Consider the following 17,420-nt stretch of genomic DNA (forward strand, 5'->3'; position numbering starts at 1 on the left):
GTTTTCACATCACGGGAAATTTCCGGGGTTCCAACGACTCCGGCTGCCTCTGGGGCATCATAACCTGCTGACGACTGATGGGTTTCGGCGCAGCCAACCGGGATGATACACTGCAGGCCGGGACGGCGTCTGCCTCTGAACCGGTTTCGACCGGCGCCGCCTCTGCCCGAAATCAAACTTCATTTCAGTCGACTGCCAGGAATTGTCTATGTCCGCCCCTGCGAAGCCCCCTGCAGCAGCAAAGCCCGCAGCCCCCTCAGGCCCGCCGGTCGCTCGACCGAAGGACTTCGATCCGGAAATCAACAAACTCTTCCGGCTGCAGATCAAGAACAGTGGCTCCGACCTGCATCTGCAGGCGGGGAAGCCGGCGATGCTCCGCATCAAAGGAGCCATTCGCGAAATGAACATGCCCCCCCTCACGGAAGACCAGCTGTGGGCGATGTTCTACGAAGTGATGGACGACCGCAACAAGCGGATCATGGAAGAGAACGGAGGAGCCGACTTCGCTCACGTGGTCCCCTATGAAGGAACCTTGTGGCGGTTCCGCGTCAACCTGTTTAAACAGCTGGGCAAACCCGGCATGGTGGCGAGGAAAATCGAGCAGTCGATTCCTCCCTTCGAAGGTCTGTTCCTGCCACCGATCATGGAAGACCTCTGCAAGTATGACCAAGGGATGGTGCTGCTGGCAGGAGTGACGGGGTCCGGAAAATCGACCACGATCGCCTCGATGCTCGACTGGATCAACCACCAGTACCGCAAACACATTCTGACGATCGAAGACCCGATCGAATTCATCTACACCCCCGACAAGTGCCTGATCAATCAACGCGAGATCGGGATGGATGTCATCGACTTCCACATCGCGATGAAGCATGCGGTCCGTGAAGACCCCGACATCATGCTCGTGGGGGAAATGCGCGACATGGAAACCTTCGAAACGGCGATCCACGCCGCCGAAACCGGGCACCTTGTGTTTGGAACCATCCACGCGTCCAGCGCCCCGGGAACCATTCAACGTATTCTGGACCTGTTCCCGCAGAACATGCACAGCGCCCTGCGGGCCAGTATGGCCATGAACATGAAGGCCATTGTCGGCCAGAAGCTGCTGAAGACCGTCGTCGAGAAGCCGACCCGGGTCCCAATCGTGGAAATCATGCGATTTAATCCGACAGTCCGCAAACTGGTGCTCGAGGGGCACGATGAAAAGCTCTCCTCCGCCATTCGCATCGGGAAGGACGAAGGGATGCAGCTGTTCAACGACTCGCTCTACGACTTCGTCAAGCGGGAAATGATCAGCCGGGGAGATGCCTTTGAAATTTCCCCCAACGTCGAAGAATTGAAGATGATGCTGAAGGGAATCGCCGTCAAAGGCCCCGCAATTCTGTAATGGCAAACATGGGTGTCCGGGGCTGCTGTGCCTTGCGCGTGCAGGAGCACCGGACTCCGATTCCGGCATCGGCAGGTTTTTTGGACGCGGCCGCAACAGGGTTCATCACGGGCATGAGAACGATTCTCTTCGGTCTGGTCTTTCTCTGCGGAACGGCAGGCCTGGTTCAGGCTCAGGCACCCGCCGCACCGGCAGTTCCACCGGCAGTCCCCGCCGCCGCCCCGGCTGCACACACCCGCTATGCCTTGCCACCCGATCCTTTTACCCGCGGCAATTACATTCCTTCACGCCCGGATCATCCAACCTTGAAAGTGAAGTACCAGCCGACGCCGGGGTACTACCTGTCGACGTTCAAATTACTGCTGATCCTCGGGATGTTTGCGTTCTGGCTGCAGTATTCCAACTGGGTCCACGAAGACAGCCGGGGCCTGAAGGTCCAGCCGGACCTCTGGAACAGCCTGATGCTGACAGGGGGGATTGCCGCCTTTCTGCTCGTTCTCTGCCTGCCGATGTTCGGCCTGGGGCTGACGGGAATGGTCGCCGCCATCGGCTGCCCTCTCGGTTATTACATCGTGGAACGCAATAAGATCGTGCCGGAAAACCGGCGGGTGATGACCCCGGAGCACATTCAGAAGTGGACCCGGAAGCAGCTCGCAAAAGTCGGAATCCATATTGGAGAACGCGAAGAGACCTTCGACACCTCGGGTCCTCCGATCACTTTCGTCGGCAAGTCCCGAACCGGTCAACGGGATGCGACACGGACGCGGCAGGTCGAATCGTCAACAGGGTTCATGGCTGCGAAGGAACTGGTCTATGACGCCATCCTCCGACGGGCGACCGATATTCACCTGGAGCCGAAAGATGATGAATTGTCGATCCGACTGCGAATCGATGGGGTGATGTACCCGGCAGAGCCCTTCGACAAGGCCGTCGGGGATGCGGTGATCAACATCATCAAGGTGCTCTGCGCCATGGACATCACCGAACGCCGACGTTCCCAGGACGGCAGTTTCGGCGCGCTGGTGGAAGGACGCGAAATCGATTTCCGCGTCGCCTCACAGGGAACCCGCCACGGCGAAAAAGTGAGCATGCGTATTCTCGATCAGTCGAACTCAGTCAGCCGGCTCATTCACTTGGGAATGCGCAAGCCAATGCAGGAGACTGTCGAACAGGTCATTCGACAGCCGCATGGACTGTTCCTGGTCTGCGGACCGACCGGAGCAGGGAAGTCGACCACGCTGTACGCGGCACTCAACGAGCTGAACGCCGAAGAAACCAACATCATCACGATCGAAGACCCGATCGAATACAAGATGGATGGCGTCACGCAGATCGAAATCAACACTAAGAGCGGCAGTACTTTCGGACAGTCTTTGCGCAGCGTGCTGCGACAAGATCCCGACATTGTGATGATCGGGGAGATCCGGGATGAAGAGACCGCCAAGATCGCCTGCCAGTCGGCCAACACCGGGCACATGGTCTTTTCGACCGTGCATGCCAACGATTCGATCACAGCTCTTTACCGTCTGCTCGACCTGGGAGTGGAACCGTTCATGCTCTCCACTTCGATTTCGGCCATTCTGGCACAGCGGCTCGCAAGGAAACTTTGTCCGCAATGCCGGATTGCTTACAAGCCGAGCGCAGATCTGCTGAAGGCGGTCGGCCTCCCTCCAGGGAAAATTGAGAGTTTTTACCGGCCAGCCCCTGAAGCCGAAAATAGCTGCACGCGCTGCGGCGGACTGGGATACAGCGGGCGGATTGGCGTGTTTGAGCTGCTGACAGTGAACGAACGGATGCGGGACATGATCCGCGACAAAGCCTCGATGTCCACCATTCGCAACGAGGCCCGCAAAGATGGCATGTTGTATATGCAGGAAGAAGGGCTTAGACTCGTGGTCAAAGGAATCACCTCCGTCGACGAAATCCGTCGCGTCGTGAAGTGACGGGAGTTCGGGCCCATAGTGCCGCCTGTGGAACCACAGTCCCAACCAGCAGCCCGGAGCCAGATCACAACCACACGGACACGGCGCTCGTCTGCATTGGCCCCTGACGAATTGCCCGGCCCTGCACCGGTTTCGCCTGCAGACAATTTCACCCCGGGCGAGAGGCGGGAGGATGTGGTCCGGACAATCCGGAAGGTCAGCCGCATCGAGGATGAACCGAAAAATCCTCCCTGCCGCCACCCAAAACAGGTGGACCATTTCGCCGGCGGCTTTATGCTGAACTCTGTGCCCGACAGACACCAAACCACGACATTCAGGAGGGTCGACCGATGCCACTCTTTGAGATTGAAACGAACGCACACATCATGATCGGCTGGGCTTCGAGCGATGAAGAGGCCCGTTCCTTCGCCCGCGAACATTATCCCGAAGAAGAAGTCACCCGGGTCTCCAAGCGGCCGCGCGACGTCTGGGTCATCTCCAAGCGCCTGCTGGGGCTGGAGCAGACTGAAGACCCCTGCGACACGGCGCGTGACTGCCTCGCGAAGGCATCCGGTGACAAAGTGCACGCCATCCGCCTCTATATGCATGAAACCGGGGTGGACCTTCACGAAGCCCAGAAGATGATCGAGACCAACATGTCTCTGGGCTGGTAGGGAACGGGCTGGCAGTTCCGCCTGCGCCAGCCATGATCGGCTGCGACGGGTCACTGTCTCACAGCCCAGCCGAACGGGAGGCCCCAGCGCGTTTCGCCCTTCCAAGGGCTGCTCCTCACCCTGCGGAGTTGTGCGTTTTATCCATCGGGGCACTCCGGCGGGGGGAGCCAGGGCAACATTCGCGAAGGGTGCCGATCAAGCGTCACGCGCAAGGCTTCACAAGTGCGTATAGAATCGCGATTAAGTTATTATTAAGAGAGGCCCCCTGCAGCATAACGCAGCAGTTGATGTAGATGATTTAACCCCTGCACAGGGAGATGTCAGCCTATCATACCACTCGCACCGGAGTCGGAATGATGCGGAAATGCAAGGTTGACCTATCCGTAACTTTGGATACTATCAGCGGCAGCGGAGGTCTTCGTCCCAGCCGAGCGCGCTGGAAAATCGCCGCCCTGTATTTTTAAGAATCGGATTGAAGATGGCTGAAGGCACGATCAAGAAGGTGACCGACAAGGGCTTCGGGTTCATCAACACTGGCAAGGGTGGGGACCTGTTTTTCCACTCTTCGAATCTCGAGGGAGTCACCTTCGACCAGCTGTACGAAGGACAGCGCGTTTCTTTCAACGAAGGTCGCGGCCCGAAGGGCCCGCGGGCCGAAAACGTTCGTCCTGTCTAAGCAGGTCGACAACAGTGATTTGACTCTGTAGTGGTTCACACTGCACGAGCGGTTCGACACTGAAATCAACGACTTCGAGGAGCCGACGCCCACCGTCGGCTCCTTTCTTTTCAGGGACATTTTAATTCCGCGGAATTGTCGGCACCGGCAGACCGTCCGGCACGTGTCGCCCCTGGCCGCCTGCTCTAACAAGCACGCGTTAGTCAAAGTCATGGAAATTACTGATGGCTGATTTAAAGACCGTCTTGATCACCGGAGCGAATCGGGGGATTGGCCTGCAGGTCGCTAAAGATCTCTCGCAGCGTGGCTTTCATATCATTCTCGGTGCCCGTGACCGACAGGCAGGCGAACAGGCCCGGCAGGAAATCGTCGGCACCGTCGATGTCCTGGAGCTGGATGTTTCCAGCGAAATCAGTATCCAGAAAGCGGTCGCACGACTGGGGGAGGACCTCAGCCTGGATGTCCTCATTAATAACGCAGGCATCTATCAGGATCAGGGTTTTAACATTCAGACCGTTTCGCGAGAGCGGCTTGATGCCACGTTTCAGACGAACGCCTTCGGACCCCTCAGCGTGACTCAGGCGTTCCTCCCCGCGCTCCGCCGTGCTGCACACTCCCGAGTCATTAACGTCTCGAGTGGCTACGGCCAACTCGGTGGCCTCGCACCTGACGTTCCGAGTTATTGTCTTTCTAAGCTGACCCTGAACGGCATCACCCTGATGCTCTCGCGGGCTCTCAAGTCGAACAACATTTCCGTCAACTCCGTCTGCCCGGGATGGGTCCAGACCGACATGGGGGGCCAGAACGCCGACCGCACCGTCGAGGAAGGGGCCGATTCGATCGTCTGGCTGGCCTCGGAAGCCCCTCAGAGCCTGACCGGAAAATTCATCCGTGACCGCGAAGAGATTCCCTGGTGAACCGCAGGCTGCGGGTTCCCCCTTCACCACAGGGAAGTCGCCCACGGCAGCGACTCGCCAGCTTCAGACCGCGCGATCCGAACCGGCAGACGCCCGGGGGAGAACTCCCGGCGCAATTGACGGAACGGATCGCTGGTGACCAGCCCGCCCACCTGCCACAATGCGGAGAAATTCCCGCTGAACGATCGTGGTCGCAGAAGTGTCTTCCTCCGGGAAATCACTCCGGCCCCCACACTGCAATTCAGCCACAATCCGTGTTGACACAAAGCCTTTCCTCCATGTCCCTGTTTCGTCCGAATATCGACAAGCTTCACGGCTACGTTCCCGGCGAGCAGCCGCAGGAATCGGGCTGGGTTAAGCTCAACACCAACGAAAACCCCTATCCGCCATCCCCCCGGGTCTTCGAAGCGATTGACAAAGTGGCCCGCGAGCGGCTGCACATTTACCCCGACCCTGTTGGAAAATCTTTTTGTCGGGCGGCGGGCGAAGTCCTGGGAGTCGACCCCTCGTGGATTTTTCCGACCAACGGCAGCGATGAAGCCCTGACCATTCTCGTGCGGGCGTTCACCGACACAAAAGATCTGATCGCCTATCCGTATCCCAGCTACATTCTTTACGAATCGCTGGCGGAAATTCAGGGAACCCGGCATGCCCGCTTGCAGCTGAATCCGGACTGGAGCTGGAATCTGCAGCGGAACGGACCGCTCCTCGAGCAGGCGAAGCTGCTGTTTGTTCCCAATCCGAACTCCCCCTCAGGGACTCGCTGGGACGACAAAACACTCCTCTCTCTGGTCCCCTCGCAGGGGATTCTGGTTCTCGATGAAGCCTACGGAGATTTCGCCCGGCAGCCGCATCAGCTGGAACTACTTAAAACACCGGAGGCTGAGCAGATCGTCGTCACCCGGACCCTCAGCAAGTCCTACAGTCTCGCTGGACTCCGCTTCGGCTTCGTGATTGCGCATCCGCAGATCATCCACGGGCTGCGTAAGGTCAAGGACAGTTACAACTGTGATGCTCTGTCACTGGCAGCCGCCGAAGCGGCCATTCGTGATCAGGACTGGATGCTCGCCAACCGGGCCCGCATCCTCGCCACACGGGAGCGGCTGAGCGAACGACTGACGCAGTACAGATTCTCTGTCCTCCCCAGCGAGGCGAATTTCGTCTGGGTTCAGCATCCCAGTGGGCGCCATGAAGAACTGCATCAGCAACTGAAAGCCCGCAAGGTTCTGGTGCGCTACATGAAATTCCCGGGCGCGATCGACGCCACTCCCCAGAATCTGAACGGGCTGATCGACGGACTCCGCATCTCGGTCGGAACCGATGCCCAGATCGACCAGTTTTTAACGTCATTGCAGGACAGCCTGTCGGCGTTGTCGCTCGGCGAGTGACACTCCGGTGCTCCCGCACTCCATTTTTCCCCTGTTTGCTCATGACCACCCAGACACGCACAGCCCTCATCGAACGCACGACCGGCGAGACGGCAATCTCTCTGTCAATTAATCTGGACGGGACCGGAAAATCCGAGATCGCCACCGGTGTTGGTTTTTTTGATCACATGCTGACACTGTTCGCCAAGCATGGACTCTTCGACCTGACCATCAAGGCCGTGGGAGACCTGCACGTCGACCAGCATCACACCGTGGAAGACACGGGGATCTGCCTGGGACAGGCGATTCGCGAAGCGGTTGGCAACAAGGCCGGCATCTACCGCTATGGCTCGATGACGCTGCCGATGGAAGACACTCTCGTGACTTCGGCGCTGGACCTCAGCGGCCGCTACTGGTTCGTCGACGCCTTCAAGATTCCAACCGAGAAGATCGGGGAATTCGATTCCCAGCTGGTTGAAGTCTTCTGGCAGGCCGTGGCGGCCAACGCACTGATGAATCTGCACGTGGTGCTGCACCACGGTCACAACAGCCATCACATTGCAGAGGGGATCTTCAAGGCCACTGCGCGAGCCCTGCGGCAGGCGATCACAATCGATCCCCGTCAACCGGGAATTCCTTCGTCCAAAGGGATCCTGTAGGTCTGCCCGCGGCCCCACAGCCCCAGCATTGTCTCCGCTTCTTTCCGTCCGTAACGTGGGAGGTGACAAACCTCCCGGGAACCAGCAACATGGCGATTACTTACCGAGATGCCGGCGTCGATCTGAAGTCTTACGCCGAGGCGATGGGCCGCTTGCCCGCCCTGATCCAACGAACCCAGACACCCCGTGTCCTGCCTCTGGTGGGGGGCTTTGCCGGTCTGTTTCAGCTGCAGGGAGAGGGGCGGAAGTACCGCGACCCGGTGCTGGTCTCCGGTACGGATGGCGTCGGTACCAAACTCAAGGTGGCGATCCTCGCGAAAAGCTATCACACCGTTGGCATCGATCTGGTGGCGATGTGTGTGAACGACTGCCTCTGCCTGGGTGCGGAGCCGCTCTTCTTTCTCGACTATGTCGCCGTCGGCAAAGACGATCCCGACCTGACCACCGCACTCGTCAAGGGAGTGTCGGATGGATGTCTGGAAGCGGGAGCAGCGCTGATCGGTGGTGAGACCGCCATCATGCCTGACTTGTACCAGGTCGGCGATTTTGACATGGCCGGCTTCTGCGTCGGCGTTGTCGAAAAGGAGAGCATCCTCGACGGCAAACAGGTCCGCGAAGGGGATGTGCTGATCGGGCTGGAGTCCTCCGGTCTGCATTCCAACGGCTTCAGCCTGGCCCGCAAGGCGGTGCTGGAAGTCGGCGGGCTGACCGTGGAATCGTACGCCTCGGAATTTCAGGCGACGGTCGGGGAAGTGCTGCTGGTCCCCACGCGGATCTATGCGGCTGCGGTGAAGGCCTTGCTGGGCCACGAGCAGCTGCGCGACAAGGTGTCTGCCATTGCCCATATCACGGGGGGTGGACTCGCAGAGAACACGGGGCGGGTCATTCCCGCCGCGCTGAAGGCGGTTATTCGTCGCCCGAGCTGGAAAGTCCCCGAAGTGTTTAACTGGGTCCAGCGACTCGGGGGAATCGACCGGGATGAAATGTTCCGCGTCTTCAACATGGGAATCGGCCTCGTGGTCGCGGTCCGAAAGGACGCTGTCGACGCGGTTCAATCGGCCATCAGCAGCGTCGGTGTAACGTCTCACGTGATCGGAGAAGTCACCGGAAACAGTGGTTCCGAAACAGCGGAGTACGAAGACTGAAACTTCAACCGGGATGAGTCAAGGCTGCCGGTGGCCCCTCCCGATACCGCTGAAGTCAAAGTGGATTCCATTCGGCTGGCTTGAACAGACCCGTCAAACAGTCGACTATTGAGGCTGATTGCCTAACCTGCTTGTCAAGATACTGAAGGAGCTCTCGCATGGCTGTTGATCCTGATGAAGTGTTACTCGATGCGGAAGAACGCATGATCAAGGCCGTCGACGTGTTTAAAGGGGCCCTGCAGGGGCTGCGAACTGGACGGGCCACTCCCGGTCTGGTCGATTCCGTGCGGGTCAACTACTACGGCTCGCCGACGCCGCTGAAGCAGGTGGCCAACATCAGCTGCCCGGAGCCGCAGCAGATCGTGATTCGTCCCTTCGATCAGGGGACTCTGAATGACATCATCAAGGCAATTCAGTCGAGCGACGCGGGGCTGGCTCCCAACTCGGATGGCCGGCTGATCCGCATCAACGTCCCGGCCCTGTCGACCGAACGGCGCCGGGAACTGGTGACCCGCGTCGGCAAATTCGCGGAAGAGGCTCGCGTGGCAATCCGCAACGTTCGTCGCGATGCCAACAAGCATTGTGATCAGGCGGAGAAAGAAAAGATCCTGTCCGAGGACGACCTCAAGAAAATGAAGGATCAGGTGCAGGATCTGACCAAGAAGTTCGAAAACCAGATCAACGATACCGCCAAGCAGAAAGAAACGGACATCATGGAGGAGTGATTCGACCGATTCACTGCCATCAACAGTCAACGACGAAGAGGGACCACATCCGGGATGTGGCCCCTCTTTGTCTTTCCGGTGGTCTTTCCCGGCAGAGAGGGTTGGGATTCAGCCGCTCTTCACTGGGTGAGGAAGTTCCTGAAAAATCGGGGAAACTCGCCCCTTGAGAATGAATTCCGCCCTCCTGCGTCAGTCTCCCTTGGACCGACTTCCGCGGGAGGAACCGGAGCCCCCCTCGGGAGCAGATCCTCGCGAGGAGGGAACCTGAATCGACGATCTCCCGCCGCCGCTCCCTCCTCCGCCCGGATTGAAATTGAATTGCGGTCGATTTCCGGATGGTGTCGACTGGGAACGATCCGGAGCGATCCGTTCCGGTCGGATCACCGGAGAGCGATTTCCCCCCTGAGGATTCCCCTGAGGATTCAAGGGGACGGTCTGACCAGAGTCCTGTCGCCGGGACGGCAGTCCTCCGGTCCCAATGTTTCCGCCCGGCCCGCGCGGTAGCTGTCCGGCACCGGCATCCTGACGTCCACGCAGGTCGCGGATGGTTCGTTGACCGTTCGGCAGGCCAGGATTTCCCAGAGCATTGGTTGACGGAACCTTCAGGGCTTCGGTCGTGCCCTGATTGCCCCGGTTTTCATTCCGACGGGGTGGCGACTGACCGCTTCCTGCCTCGGTTCCGGGGGTCTTGGGAATTGATGGGCTCGGCACCACGCGCGGACGTGGAGACGCAGCGTCTGAACCGGGAATGACCGGCGGTACAACGGTCGGATTTTTTCCCTTGGCATCCGAGGAAGTCGGGTTTCGATTGGGATTCCCACGGGAACCGCCGGAATCGCTGCCTCCCCGGTCTCCGCGTCCCGGCGCCGGATCGATGATCGGCTTCGGAGTCGCGTCGTTGCCCCGTCCGGGATTCACACCTTCGCTTCCGCGGCCGGAGCGATTCCCCGGAACCACAGTCGGATTCTCACGGTCGCGACCGCTGGCGGGAGGCTTGCCCGTGCCCGGGTCTCCTGCATTCCGCCCCGGACTTGTCCGCCCCGGTTCCAGGCTACGGGCTCGGTCCGCAGGTCGATCCTGATTCCTGCGACCGCCCGGCTCATTCACTTTACCGGAGTCCGATGGTCCCTTGTTATCCGACTCGCGATCGATCCGGCGGGTCACGCTGGGGGGTGTCGGGAGCTTGCCCCGTCCCGGAGTACTGTTGTCAGCGCGGTCTTTCAGATCATCGGAGGAGCGGTTTCCGCGCGCCGAACGGTCCAGTTTCGGTAAATCGAGTTTGATGTTCTGCGCTGCACGGATATCCCCTTTCACCCCGTCGCCCCCTTGCGGGCGATCCCGGTCGTTGCGGTTCAGAGGCTCTCCGCGACCCGGACCGTTCTCACCGCTTCGCGAGGCGAGTTCCACCTGATGGCGGTTTCGCTGCAGGTCACGCAGCTCTCGGGAACGATCCGCCACCCGCTCAAGCTGATTCTTCTCCAGCTCGCGGAACCGGATGTTCCCAAACTGCTGATGCAGATTGCGATCACGCGAGACTTCCCGCAGCGAAGCTCCCAGCAGGGCCTGCTGCACCACCTGAGGATTCGCATTGCGCGAATTCAGCATCTGCTTTCGCCAGTCCACTGACTGAGCGAGTGTAATCGGGGGCCGCATGTCGGGGTTGGTGTCGTAGTACCGGTTCCATCCGCGCAGACGATCAAGCGTCCCCCGACGGCTCCCCCCATAGCGGTAGTAGCTGTAGAGCGGATCGTAATAGTACCGGTTCCCGTAGAAATTCGGAGCGTTGATCCAGGGATAGATTCCGATCCCGGCGAAGCTGCTCCCGTAGTAGTTGCCAAAGTAGTAGCTGCTGTATCCGCGTCGCACGAACAGATTGATCAGCAGCGGGCCGACCGGCACGATATTACGGGGAGTGTAAACGCCGTACGTATAGTTGGGAGCATAGACCGGACAGAACAATGTTCCCCGGGCACTCACCGGATAATCCCAGTAACCGGCCGTGTAAACGTAGCCGCTGGGGGTCCAGTAATACTGGGAGGGAACCCAGACCCACTGGTCCTGACAGGGAGCCCAGTAGCCCGGCTGCCATTGATACTGATTCTGGTACACCCAACTCCCGGGAACCCAGAAGTAGTTTTCGCCGGGAGCCTCGATATTCGGTCCCGATTCCTGTGTGGCAGGGGGCTCCGGCAGGTAGCTGATCTGGGCAACCGAGTCGGCGGTCCAGAAGCCGGGGACCCGTTGCCAACCCTGGCCGGCAGGTGCAAAATAGCCGGGAATCCAGCGCTGACCGGGGGGAACATCGCGCCACAGTCCGCTGACCCAGATGAAATCCTTCCGATCGAAATCCCAGTCCCAGTAACCGGGGATCCATTCCACATTTTCTCCGTCCGGCATCACATCCGGCGGAAGTTCATTGATCGGTTCCGGAGGAGCCTTGTCGATCGGTTCCGCACCGACCGGCACATCGACCACGGAATGGGCGGCAAACGCTTCGTGGACAGGTCCGCGCGTCAACACCTCTAGCCCGGGAGGGTTCACATCGGGTGCGTTATCGGTCACGCCGGGAATTTCCGGGGCGATTTTCAGAGCATCAAATTGCTGTGGATCAGGTTGCGGCGGAGGCGGTGTCTGGGCGTGCAACATTGCAGCCAGTGAAAAGACCGTGAACGGCAGGCATAGACGGCCCGCCCAATGCCGCAGCCCTCTCGAAGGGGCCCGTGCTGCACGCTGATGACCGCTCGACGGGGAGTTGCCCGGTTGATGATCCAAAGAGAGCACCGATCCTGGAAGTTCATTCATGATCAACCTCGCGTTTTGCCCATCAACTTGAAAGGAAGCTTGAGACCGCTGGGGACGTGGGCTTAAACAGGTGCAGGGAATTCGGGAATGCACAGCGCCATCAGAAGAGCCACACACTGAACTCACTCTGACGATCCGAGTCCGTTTGAATCATCTCAACTCCGCTGAATTTGCTTCCCAATGCTCCTCGAACCTGTTGAGTCCCAGAACATGCAGGTTTCGTTCCAACCGCCTCCTTCCGGTGCCGCCCGGACGTTCAGCGGGTCTCCTGCAAGCGGATCGCCCGATCAGCCCTCAAGGGAGCAGTCGAGTCGGCACGGGGCACGGGAGAAGCCAGGACCGCGACGACGAACAAACGGCCCGACGTTGACCGCAGCGGCAGACGCCGGCTTCACGTCTCCGACTTTGCCCGCTGCGGGGCGTCGACCACGCGGTAGAGCTGGAACTGCTCAATGGCATCCAGGCCGTTCACCCGGCGTTTCAGTTCAGGCCCCCAGCGGTCGAGTTCCAGTTTCTCACCCCCTTGAACAGTTTCTTCCAGCCTGTGAACCCGGGGGTCCGCGATCGGCACTGGCGCCAGCACTCCGGCATCGACAAGTTCCTGCATCCGGCGGGGACTGACGAAGTCGGTGTACCGGTACGTCGCCCGATACCGCAGAATCTCGCTCCAGTTGACGAAGACATAGGCAATCCCCTCGGCCTGCAGATTCCTGCGAATCTCGTCGACGGGAAGCAGTTGCCATTCTCCCGGACCAGTGCGGGTCGAAGTCCACTGTTCCAGCAGGCTGTCATCAAACACGGTGTTGTAGCGGTGAGGGAAGGTGGTATCGAACACCTCAGCCTCACCCACGAACAGCACCTTCGCCCCCTCCGGCAACGGCAGATCTTCCAGCAGGGCGATGGAGGGCTTCTTGATCTTCTCGCGAACGACCGCCTCATCCTGCAGGTACATATTATTCCCCGCCAGTGCGGTGGTAATGTAACCGAGGTTGTAGATCAGCGTCCCGGCCACCAGCAGTAAGGCGACTCCGCGGAGCAGTCGGTCAGCAGGGGTGATCTCATCCCGTGGTGACTGCGAGAGGAGATTCGCCAGTCCGCAACCGGCCAGCGCCGCCAGCAGTGGAATCACCGGGACCCAGAAGCGGTCGATGCGATGCGTCAGCAGAAACCACGCTGCCAGAATCACGAAGACATCCAGCAGGATTGCCAGATGCAACCGGGACCGTCGCCGCAGGAACGCGAGTGGTGCCAGACCAAAGAGGAGGGGAGACTGCCAATCGTTATTGATGGCCACATCCTGCATGGCAGCCCGCACGTTCCAGAAGGCAGTGGCCGGAGTGGAATGGGCTGCGCGCCACTTCTCATTGATCTCCGGGTTCCAGTCGAAGCCACCGAACACAGAATAGAGCAGGGGGTACACCGGATTCCCCGTCTCCACCAGATTCTTGGCCATCCAGGGGCCGAACGTGACGAGGACACCAGCACCGTAATACAGCAGCACCTGCAGCAAAGGGCGAAGTGACAAGCCCGACGATTTCCATTGAGCCGCCCCCACCGCGCAGGCAAAGGGAATGGCGACCAGCACCATGCCGGGATACTTCGTCGCAACCGCGCTCCCGGCGAGCAGTCCAGTGACAAAGACCCAGCGCACGGCCAGGGGATTCGCCAGCGCCTGTTGCTCCCGCCAGACGCAGAAGGCGAGCAACGTCATCACCACGAAGCAGCAGAGCGCCCCTTCGGTGTAGGGAATGATCGAGATGCGATAGACCCACGGAGTCGACAGAAAAATCACGGTGGCGGCCCAGGCGGCCAGTTCACCCGCGAGACGTCGCGCGACACACCAGACCCCCAGTGCTGTCAGCGGAGCGAACAACATCAGCACGACCTGACCGATCAGTGCCCCGCGGAACCAGTCACCCCGCACCACCATTCCAGCCAGCGTCAACATTTCGGTCAGAAAGGGGAAGCTGGTGTAAACGTTGTGCGGAAGGAGCTGAACCCTTCCTGCTTCGAAATACTCCTTCGGCCCCTGCAAGTGGTATTCGCGGCAGTCGAAATCGGGAGTCGGCAGCATCGAGCCGAGGAGCATACAGAGCACGAAGGGAGCACTGATCCCCAGACAGATCCACATCGCACGTTGCGACCGCCGCTTCGGCTGGCCCTGTTTCGGGGCGGAGGCAGTTTTCTGCTGCTTCCGCTTCCGAACGGTCAGCCAGCCCTCGGCTCCGACGAGGAGTCCTCCGGTCACGATGAACAACAACGGGTGTAACAGCCCGGCCAGCCCCAGCATCAACGTCAGCAGCGAAACCGCCGAGAAACCGACAGACCCCGCAAGGGCGCACGCGGTCGGTCTGTCGGTCGCTGAAAAAATTCCGAGTCCGCGCAGAATGAGCCGTCCGGTGCATAAGCAGACGCACCCGATGCAGCCCGCCACCAGCAGCAGATCGAGTCGCTGCGGGAAGTACCGCCAGCCGGAGGTCAGTTGATCGGCCCCATCGGGGGTGATGAGCTGCTGGTAAATCTGCGGCAGCAGCGCAATGACATCCAGTCGGGCGATCCCTCCTCCCGCATTGGGAAGGTGCGAACTGAAGAAGAAGGTCCAATAGAGCCCCAGCCAAAGGAGTGCCAGCCACGGCAGCAGGAGCAGCAACGGGGATTCTGCTCCAGAGGAAGGAGATGCGGCGGGTCGGGGTTTCACAGCCCCGCTCCCAGTCGCTGTCCCTTCCACCGCAGCCAGTGGTCGGCCAGCACGATGGCGATCATCGCCTCTGCCATCGGAATAAACCGGGGCAGCAGACAGGGATCGTGTCGCCCCTTCGTCCGAATGGTCGCCGGTTCTCCCTCGCGGTTCACAGTCGATTGTTCCTGAGGCAGGCTGCTGGTCGGCTTGACCGCCGCCCGCAATACAATCGGCATGCCGGATGTGATTCCCCCCAGCATCCCTCCGTGCCGGTTGGTTTCTGTCACGATGACCGATTCACCGGCGCTATTGGGCCGTGTGGTAAAGCGGTCGTTGTGTTCGCTGCCACGCATGGTCACGCAACCGAAGCCGACCCCGTATTCCACACCAAGCACCGCCGGCAGTGAAAACAGCGCCTTGGCGAAATCGGCTTTAATCTTGTCGAAGACCGGCTCCCCCAGCCCGGCGGGAACCCCGGTCGCAACGATCTCCGCCGCCCCGCCGATGGAATCTCCAGCCTTTCGGCAGGATTCGATCAGTTCCACCATCCGGGCCGCGGCGCTGACATCGGGGCAGCGGACGATATTCGGCTCACCGTCGGGAAGTTTCTCGACCTGTTGCAATGTGATCGACGCCGGGTCCGCGATCTCAGCGCGAACATCCCCGACCTGTGTCACATAACCGACGACGCTGCCTCCGAACTCGGCAGCAATCAGTTTTTTGGCGACCACCCCCGCTGCGACCCGGACGGTTGTCTCACGGGCGCTCGACCGGCCTCCACCGCGATAATCACGGAATCCATACTTGGCATCGAAACTGTGATCGGCATGGCCGGGCCGGTACAGGTCCTTGATGTTGCCGTAATCCTTGCTCCGCTGATCCTCGTTGCGGATCAGGATGGCGAGACTGGTCCCGGTGGTCCGCCCTTCAAAGACCCCGGACAGAATTTCCGGGGTATCGGATTCATCCCGCTGCGTGACGATGGAGCTTTGTCCCGGCCGTCGCCGCCGCAGGTCGACCTGCAGGTCCTCCACGCTGATTTCAAGTCCCGGCGGAACGCCGTCAATAATCACAACATTGCCCGGGCCATGACTTTCGCCCGCCGTCGTGATTCGAAATGCCTGTCCGAATGTGTTGCCTGCCATCATCGAATTGTATGGCCTGACCGCCGACGAATGAAGCAACTCCGGACGAAGAACAGCCCGGAAGAAATCGAGGGCGCCGTGCTGCTCTGTCGCTACGATCCGCAGAAGGGCTGCAGCCGGAACCCGTCTTGACCTCACTTGCCACTTCGCCGGAAACTCCTCGCATCGATTCCTGTACGGAGGCCACGATGAGCAGCCCGCGACGATTCCGGTTCCTCGCGCTGACGATCCTGATCGTTGGCCTGGGGAGCATTCCGGCGGGTGACCTTGCTGCCCAGACTCCGGCCGCTCCCGAGACGGGCGTGGTGGTGATGACCGATGGCCGGGCCTACTCCGGAACGATTCATCCGATTCCCGGCGGCCTGCGGGTGGAATCGTTGCAAGGCCCCATCGTGATTCCAGAGGAATATGTTCAGCTGCGTGCTCCCACATTGACCGCAGCCTATCGCCAGTTGCGGGAGAACCGCGTGCAACCGGTCGTGGCGGATCACCTGATCCTCGCGGAATGGTGCCTGCAGAATTCTCTGTTGCGTGAAGCGCACCTGGAAATCCGGGAAGCGCTGCAGAAGGAGCCGACCTCTGTCGCTGCTCAGGGATTCCTGAGGAAAATCGAAGCTCAACTGCCGAGTCCTCCGCCGGGGAACGGCTCTACAGCGGCAAATTCTCCCCCTCCACCCCGGCAGCTTTCTCTGCGGGACACGATTGAGCGGTCGCCGGCAGGCCTGACACGCGACGTCCAGCGGGAGTTCATCAGCAAAGTGCAGCCGCTGTTGCTCAATTCCTGCGGGAATGCCGCCTGTCACGGAGCAGCCTCCACCGGAAAGTTCCGGCTGGTGACGGCGCGCTTCGGTTCACCGGCGCACCGCGCAGGGAGCCAGGAGAACCTGATGCACATTCTCACATTCCTCGATCCCGAACAGCCGGAGAAGAGTCCGCTGCTGCTGCGTCCGCTCGAGGCAGAAGGGGTCCATCAGGGTCTGCTGCTGGGGGAGAGACGCTCCCAGCAGCGACAGCTCCTGGAAAACTGGATTCGACTGGCTGCCGAAGATCTGCAGTCTGCACGCCGGCAGCGGACACCGGCTGCTCCCCGCGTGCTGCAGGCGTCTGGGACCGACACAGGAGCGACGGGAATCCAGCAGGCGGCCACGGAGAGCGTGAGCCCCGGTTCGCCAATGGGAGAGGGAACAGCACTACCGTCCGAGCCACCCCGACCGCACGATCCGTTCGACCCGGCGGAATTCAATCGCCTGATGCACAGCGGCGATGCCAACCGCGCGAATTGACCGCTCCGCCTGTCAGGAGAGAGCGTCCCATTCCTCTT

General features: G+C 60.4%; 13 protein-coding genes. 10 read left to right on the plus strand and 3 right to left on the minus strand.

Going from position 1 to position 17,420, the window contains the following annotated elements; genetic code table 11:
* Positions 1-208: 208 nt before the first annotated feature.
* From SH664x_RS13840 to frr, 9 genes are all read left to right on the plus strand, one after another.
* A complete protein-coding gene (locus SH664x_RS13840; protein ID WP_437201846.1) occupies positions 209-1,387 on the plus strand; it encodes a type IV pilus twitching motility protein PilT in 1,179 nt (392 codons plus the stop codon).
* A gap of 113 nt (positions 1,388-1,500) precedes the next feature.
* Complete coding sequence (locus SH664x_RS13845; RefSeq protein ID WP_437201848.1) at positions 1,501-3,330, plus strand: GspE/PulE family protein; 1,830 nt, start codon at positions 1,501-1,503, stop codon at positions 3,328-3,330.
* A gap of 329 nt (positions 3,331-3,659) precedes the next feature.
* The gene (locus SH664x_RS13850) at positions 3,660-3,983 is read left to right on the plus strand and encodes a DUF6793 family protein (RefSeq protein ID WP_437201850.1); all 324 of its coding nucleotides are present in this window, start codon (positions 3,660-3,662) and stop codon (positions 3,981-3,983) included.
* 478 nt (positions 3,984-4,461) lie between these two features.
* Complete coding sequence (locus SH664x_RS13855) at positions 4,462-4,659, plus strand: cold-shock protein (protein WP_437201852.1); 198 nt, start codon at positions 4,462-4,464, stop codon at positions 4,657-4,659.
* A 224-nt stretch (positions 4,660-4,883) separates the two neighbouring features.
* Complete coding sequence (locus tag SH664x_RS13860) at positions 4,884-5,576, plus strand: SDR family NAD(P)-dependent oxidoreductase (protein WP_437201854.1); 693 nt, start codon at positions 4,884-4,886, stop codon at positions 5,574-5,576.
* 278 nt (positions 5,577-5,854) lie between these two features.
* Positions 5,855-6,964 carry a histidinol-phosphate transaminase gene (gene hisC / locus SH664x_RS13865; protein ID WP_437201856.1) on the plus strand — a complete coding sequence of 370 codons (1,110 nt, stop codon included), beginning with the start codon at positions 5,855-5,857 and terminating at the stop codon, positions 6,962-6,964.
* Positions 6,965-7,005: 41 nt separating this feature from the next.
* Positions 7,006-7,602: an imidazoleglycerol-phosphate dehydratase HisB gene (gene hisB, locus SH664x_RS13870; RefSeq protein ID WP_437201857.1), complete on the plus strand. Its 597-nt coding sequence runs from the start codon at positions 7,006-7,008 to the stop codon at positions 7,600-7,602.
* An 89-nt stretch (positions 7,603-7,691) separates the two neighbouring features.
* On the plus strand, positions 7,692-8,747 hold the full coding sequence (purM, locus tag SH664x_RS13875; RefSeq protein WP_437201859.1) for a phosphoribosylformylglycinamidine cyclo-ligase: 1,056 nt from the start codon (positions 7,692-7,694) through the stop codon (positions 8,745-8,747).
* 158 nt (positions 8,748-8,905) lie between these two features.
* A complete protein-coding gene (gene frr, locus SH664x_RS13880; protein WP_437201860.1) occupies positions 8,906-9,472 on the plus strand; it encodes a ribosome recycling factor in 567 nt (188 codons plus the stop codon).
* Between the two features lie 189 nt (positions 9,473-9,661).
* On the opposite strand, the gene SH664x_RS13885 is transcribed toward frr, so the two are convergent.
* The 3 genes from SH664x_RS13885 to aroC all read right to left on the minus strand — a co-directional run bounded on the left by SH664x_RS13885 (position 9,662) and on the right by aroC (position 16,099).
* Entirely contained in the window at positions 9,662-12,274 is a 2,613-nt protein-coding gene (locus SH664x_RS13885) for a hypothetical protein (protein WP_437201861.1), read from the minus strand.
* A gap of 391 nt (positions 12,275-12,665) precedes the next feature.
* Positions 12,666-14,972, minus strand: a complete 2,307-nt coding sequence (locus SH664x_RS13890) for an ArnT family glycosyltransferase (RefSeq protein WP_437201863.1) — start codon at positions 14,970-14,972, stop codon at positions 12,666-12,668.
* Positions 14,969-16,099, minus strand: coding sequence for a chorismate synthase (gene aroC, locus SH664x_RS13895; protein ID WP_437207237.1), 1,131 nt, complete (start codon positions 16,097-16,099; stop codon positions 14,969-14,971). Before aroC ends, SH664x_RS13890 begins: the two co-directional genes overlap by 4 nt.
* Positions 16,100-16,287: 188 nt before the next feature.
* On the opposite strand from aroC, the gene SH664x_RS13900 reads away from it, so the two are divergent.
* Positions 16,288-17,382 (plus strand): hypothetical protein, encoded by a 1,095-nt coding sequence (locus tag SH664x_RS13900; protein WP_437201865.1) that lies wholly within the window; start codon positions 16,288-16,290, stop codon positions 17,380-17,382.
* Positions 17,383-17,420: the final 38 nt, after the last annotated feature.

Origin of the sequence: Planctomicrobium aquicomposti, assembly GCF_051466325.1 — a bacterium.
GTDB lineage: Bacteria > Planctomycetota > Planctomycetia > Planctomycetales > Planctomycetaceae > Planctomicrobium.

Bases quoted from the DNA above. Each gene is read 5' to 3' on its own strand.
- SH664x_RS13840 (WP_437201846.1), top strand. From the start codon at position 209: ATGTCCGCCCCTGCGAAGCCCCCTGCAGCAGCAAAGCCCGCAGCCCCC.
- SH664x_RS13845 (WP_437201848.1), top strand. From the start codon at position 1,501: ATGAGAACGATTCTCTTCGGTCTGGTCTTTCTCTGCGGAACGGCAGGC.
- SH664x_RS13850 (WP_437201850.1), top strand. From the start codon at position 3,660: ATGCCACTCTTTGAGATTGAAACGAACGCACACATCATGATCGGCTGG.
- SH664x_RS13855 (WP_437201852.1), top strand. From the start codon at position 4,462: ATGGCTGAAGGCACGATCAAGAAGGTGACCGACAAGGGCTTCGGGTTC.
- SH664x_RS13860 (WP_437201854.1), top strand. From the start codon at position 4,884: ATGGCTGATTTAAAGACCGTCTTGATCACCGGAGCGAATCGGGGGATT.
- hisC (WP_437201856.1), top strand. From the start codon at position 5,855: ATGTCCCTGTTTCGTCCGAATATCGACAAGCTTCACGGCTACGTTCCC.
- hisB (WP_437201857.1), top strand. From the start codon at position 7,006: ATGACCACCCAGACACGCACAGCCCTCATCGAACGCACGACCGGCGAG.
- purM (WP_437201859.1), top strand. From the start codon at position 7,692: ATGGCGATTACTTACCGAGATGCCGGCGTCGATCTGAAGTCTTACGCC.
- frr (WP_437201860.1), top strand. From the start codon at position 8,906: ATGGCTGTTGATCCTGATGAAGTGTTACTCGATGCGGAAGAACGCATG.
- SH664x_RS13885 (WP_437201861.1), bottom strand. From the start codon at position 12,274: ATGAATGAACTTCCAGGATCGGTGCTCTCTTTGGATCATCAACCGGGC.
- aroC (WP_437207237.1), bottom strand. From the start codon at position 16,099: ATGGCAGGCAACACATTCGGACAGGCATTTCGAATCACGACGGCGGGC.
- SH664x_RS13900 (WP_437201865.1), top strand. From the start codon at position 16,288: ATGAGCAGCCCGCGACGATTCCGGTTCCTCGCGCTGACGATCCTGATC.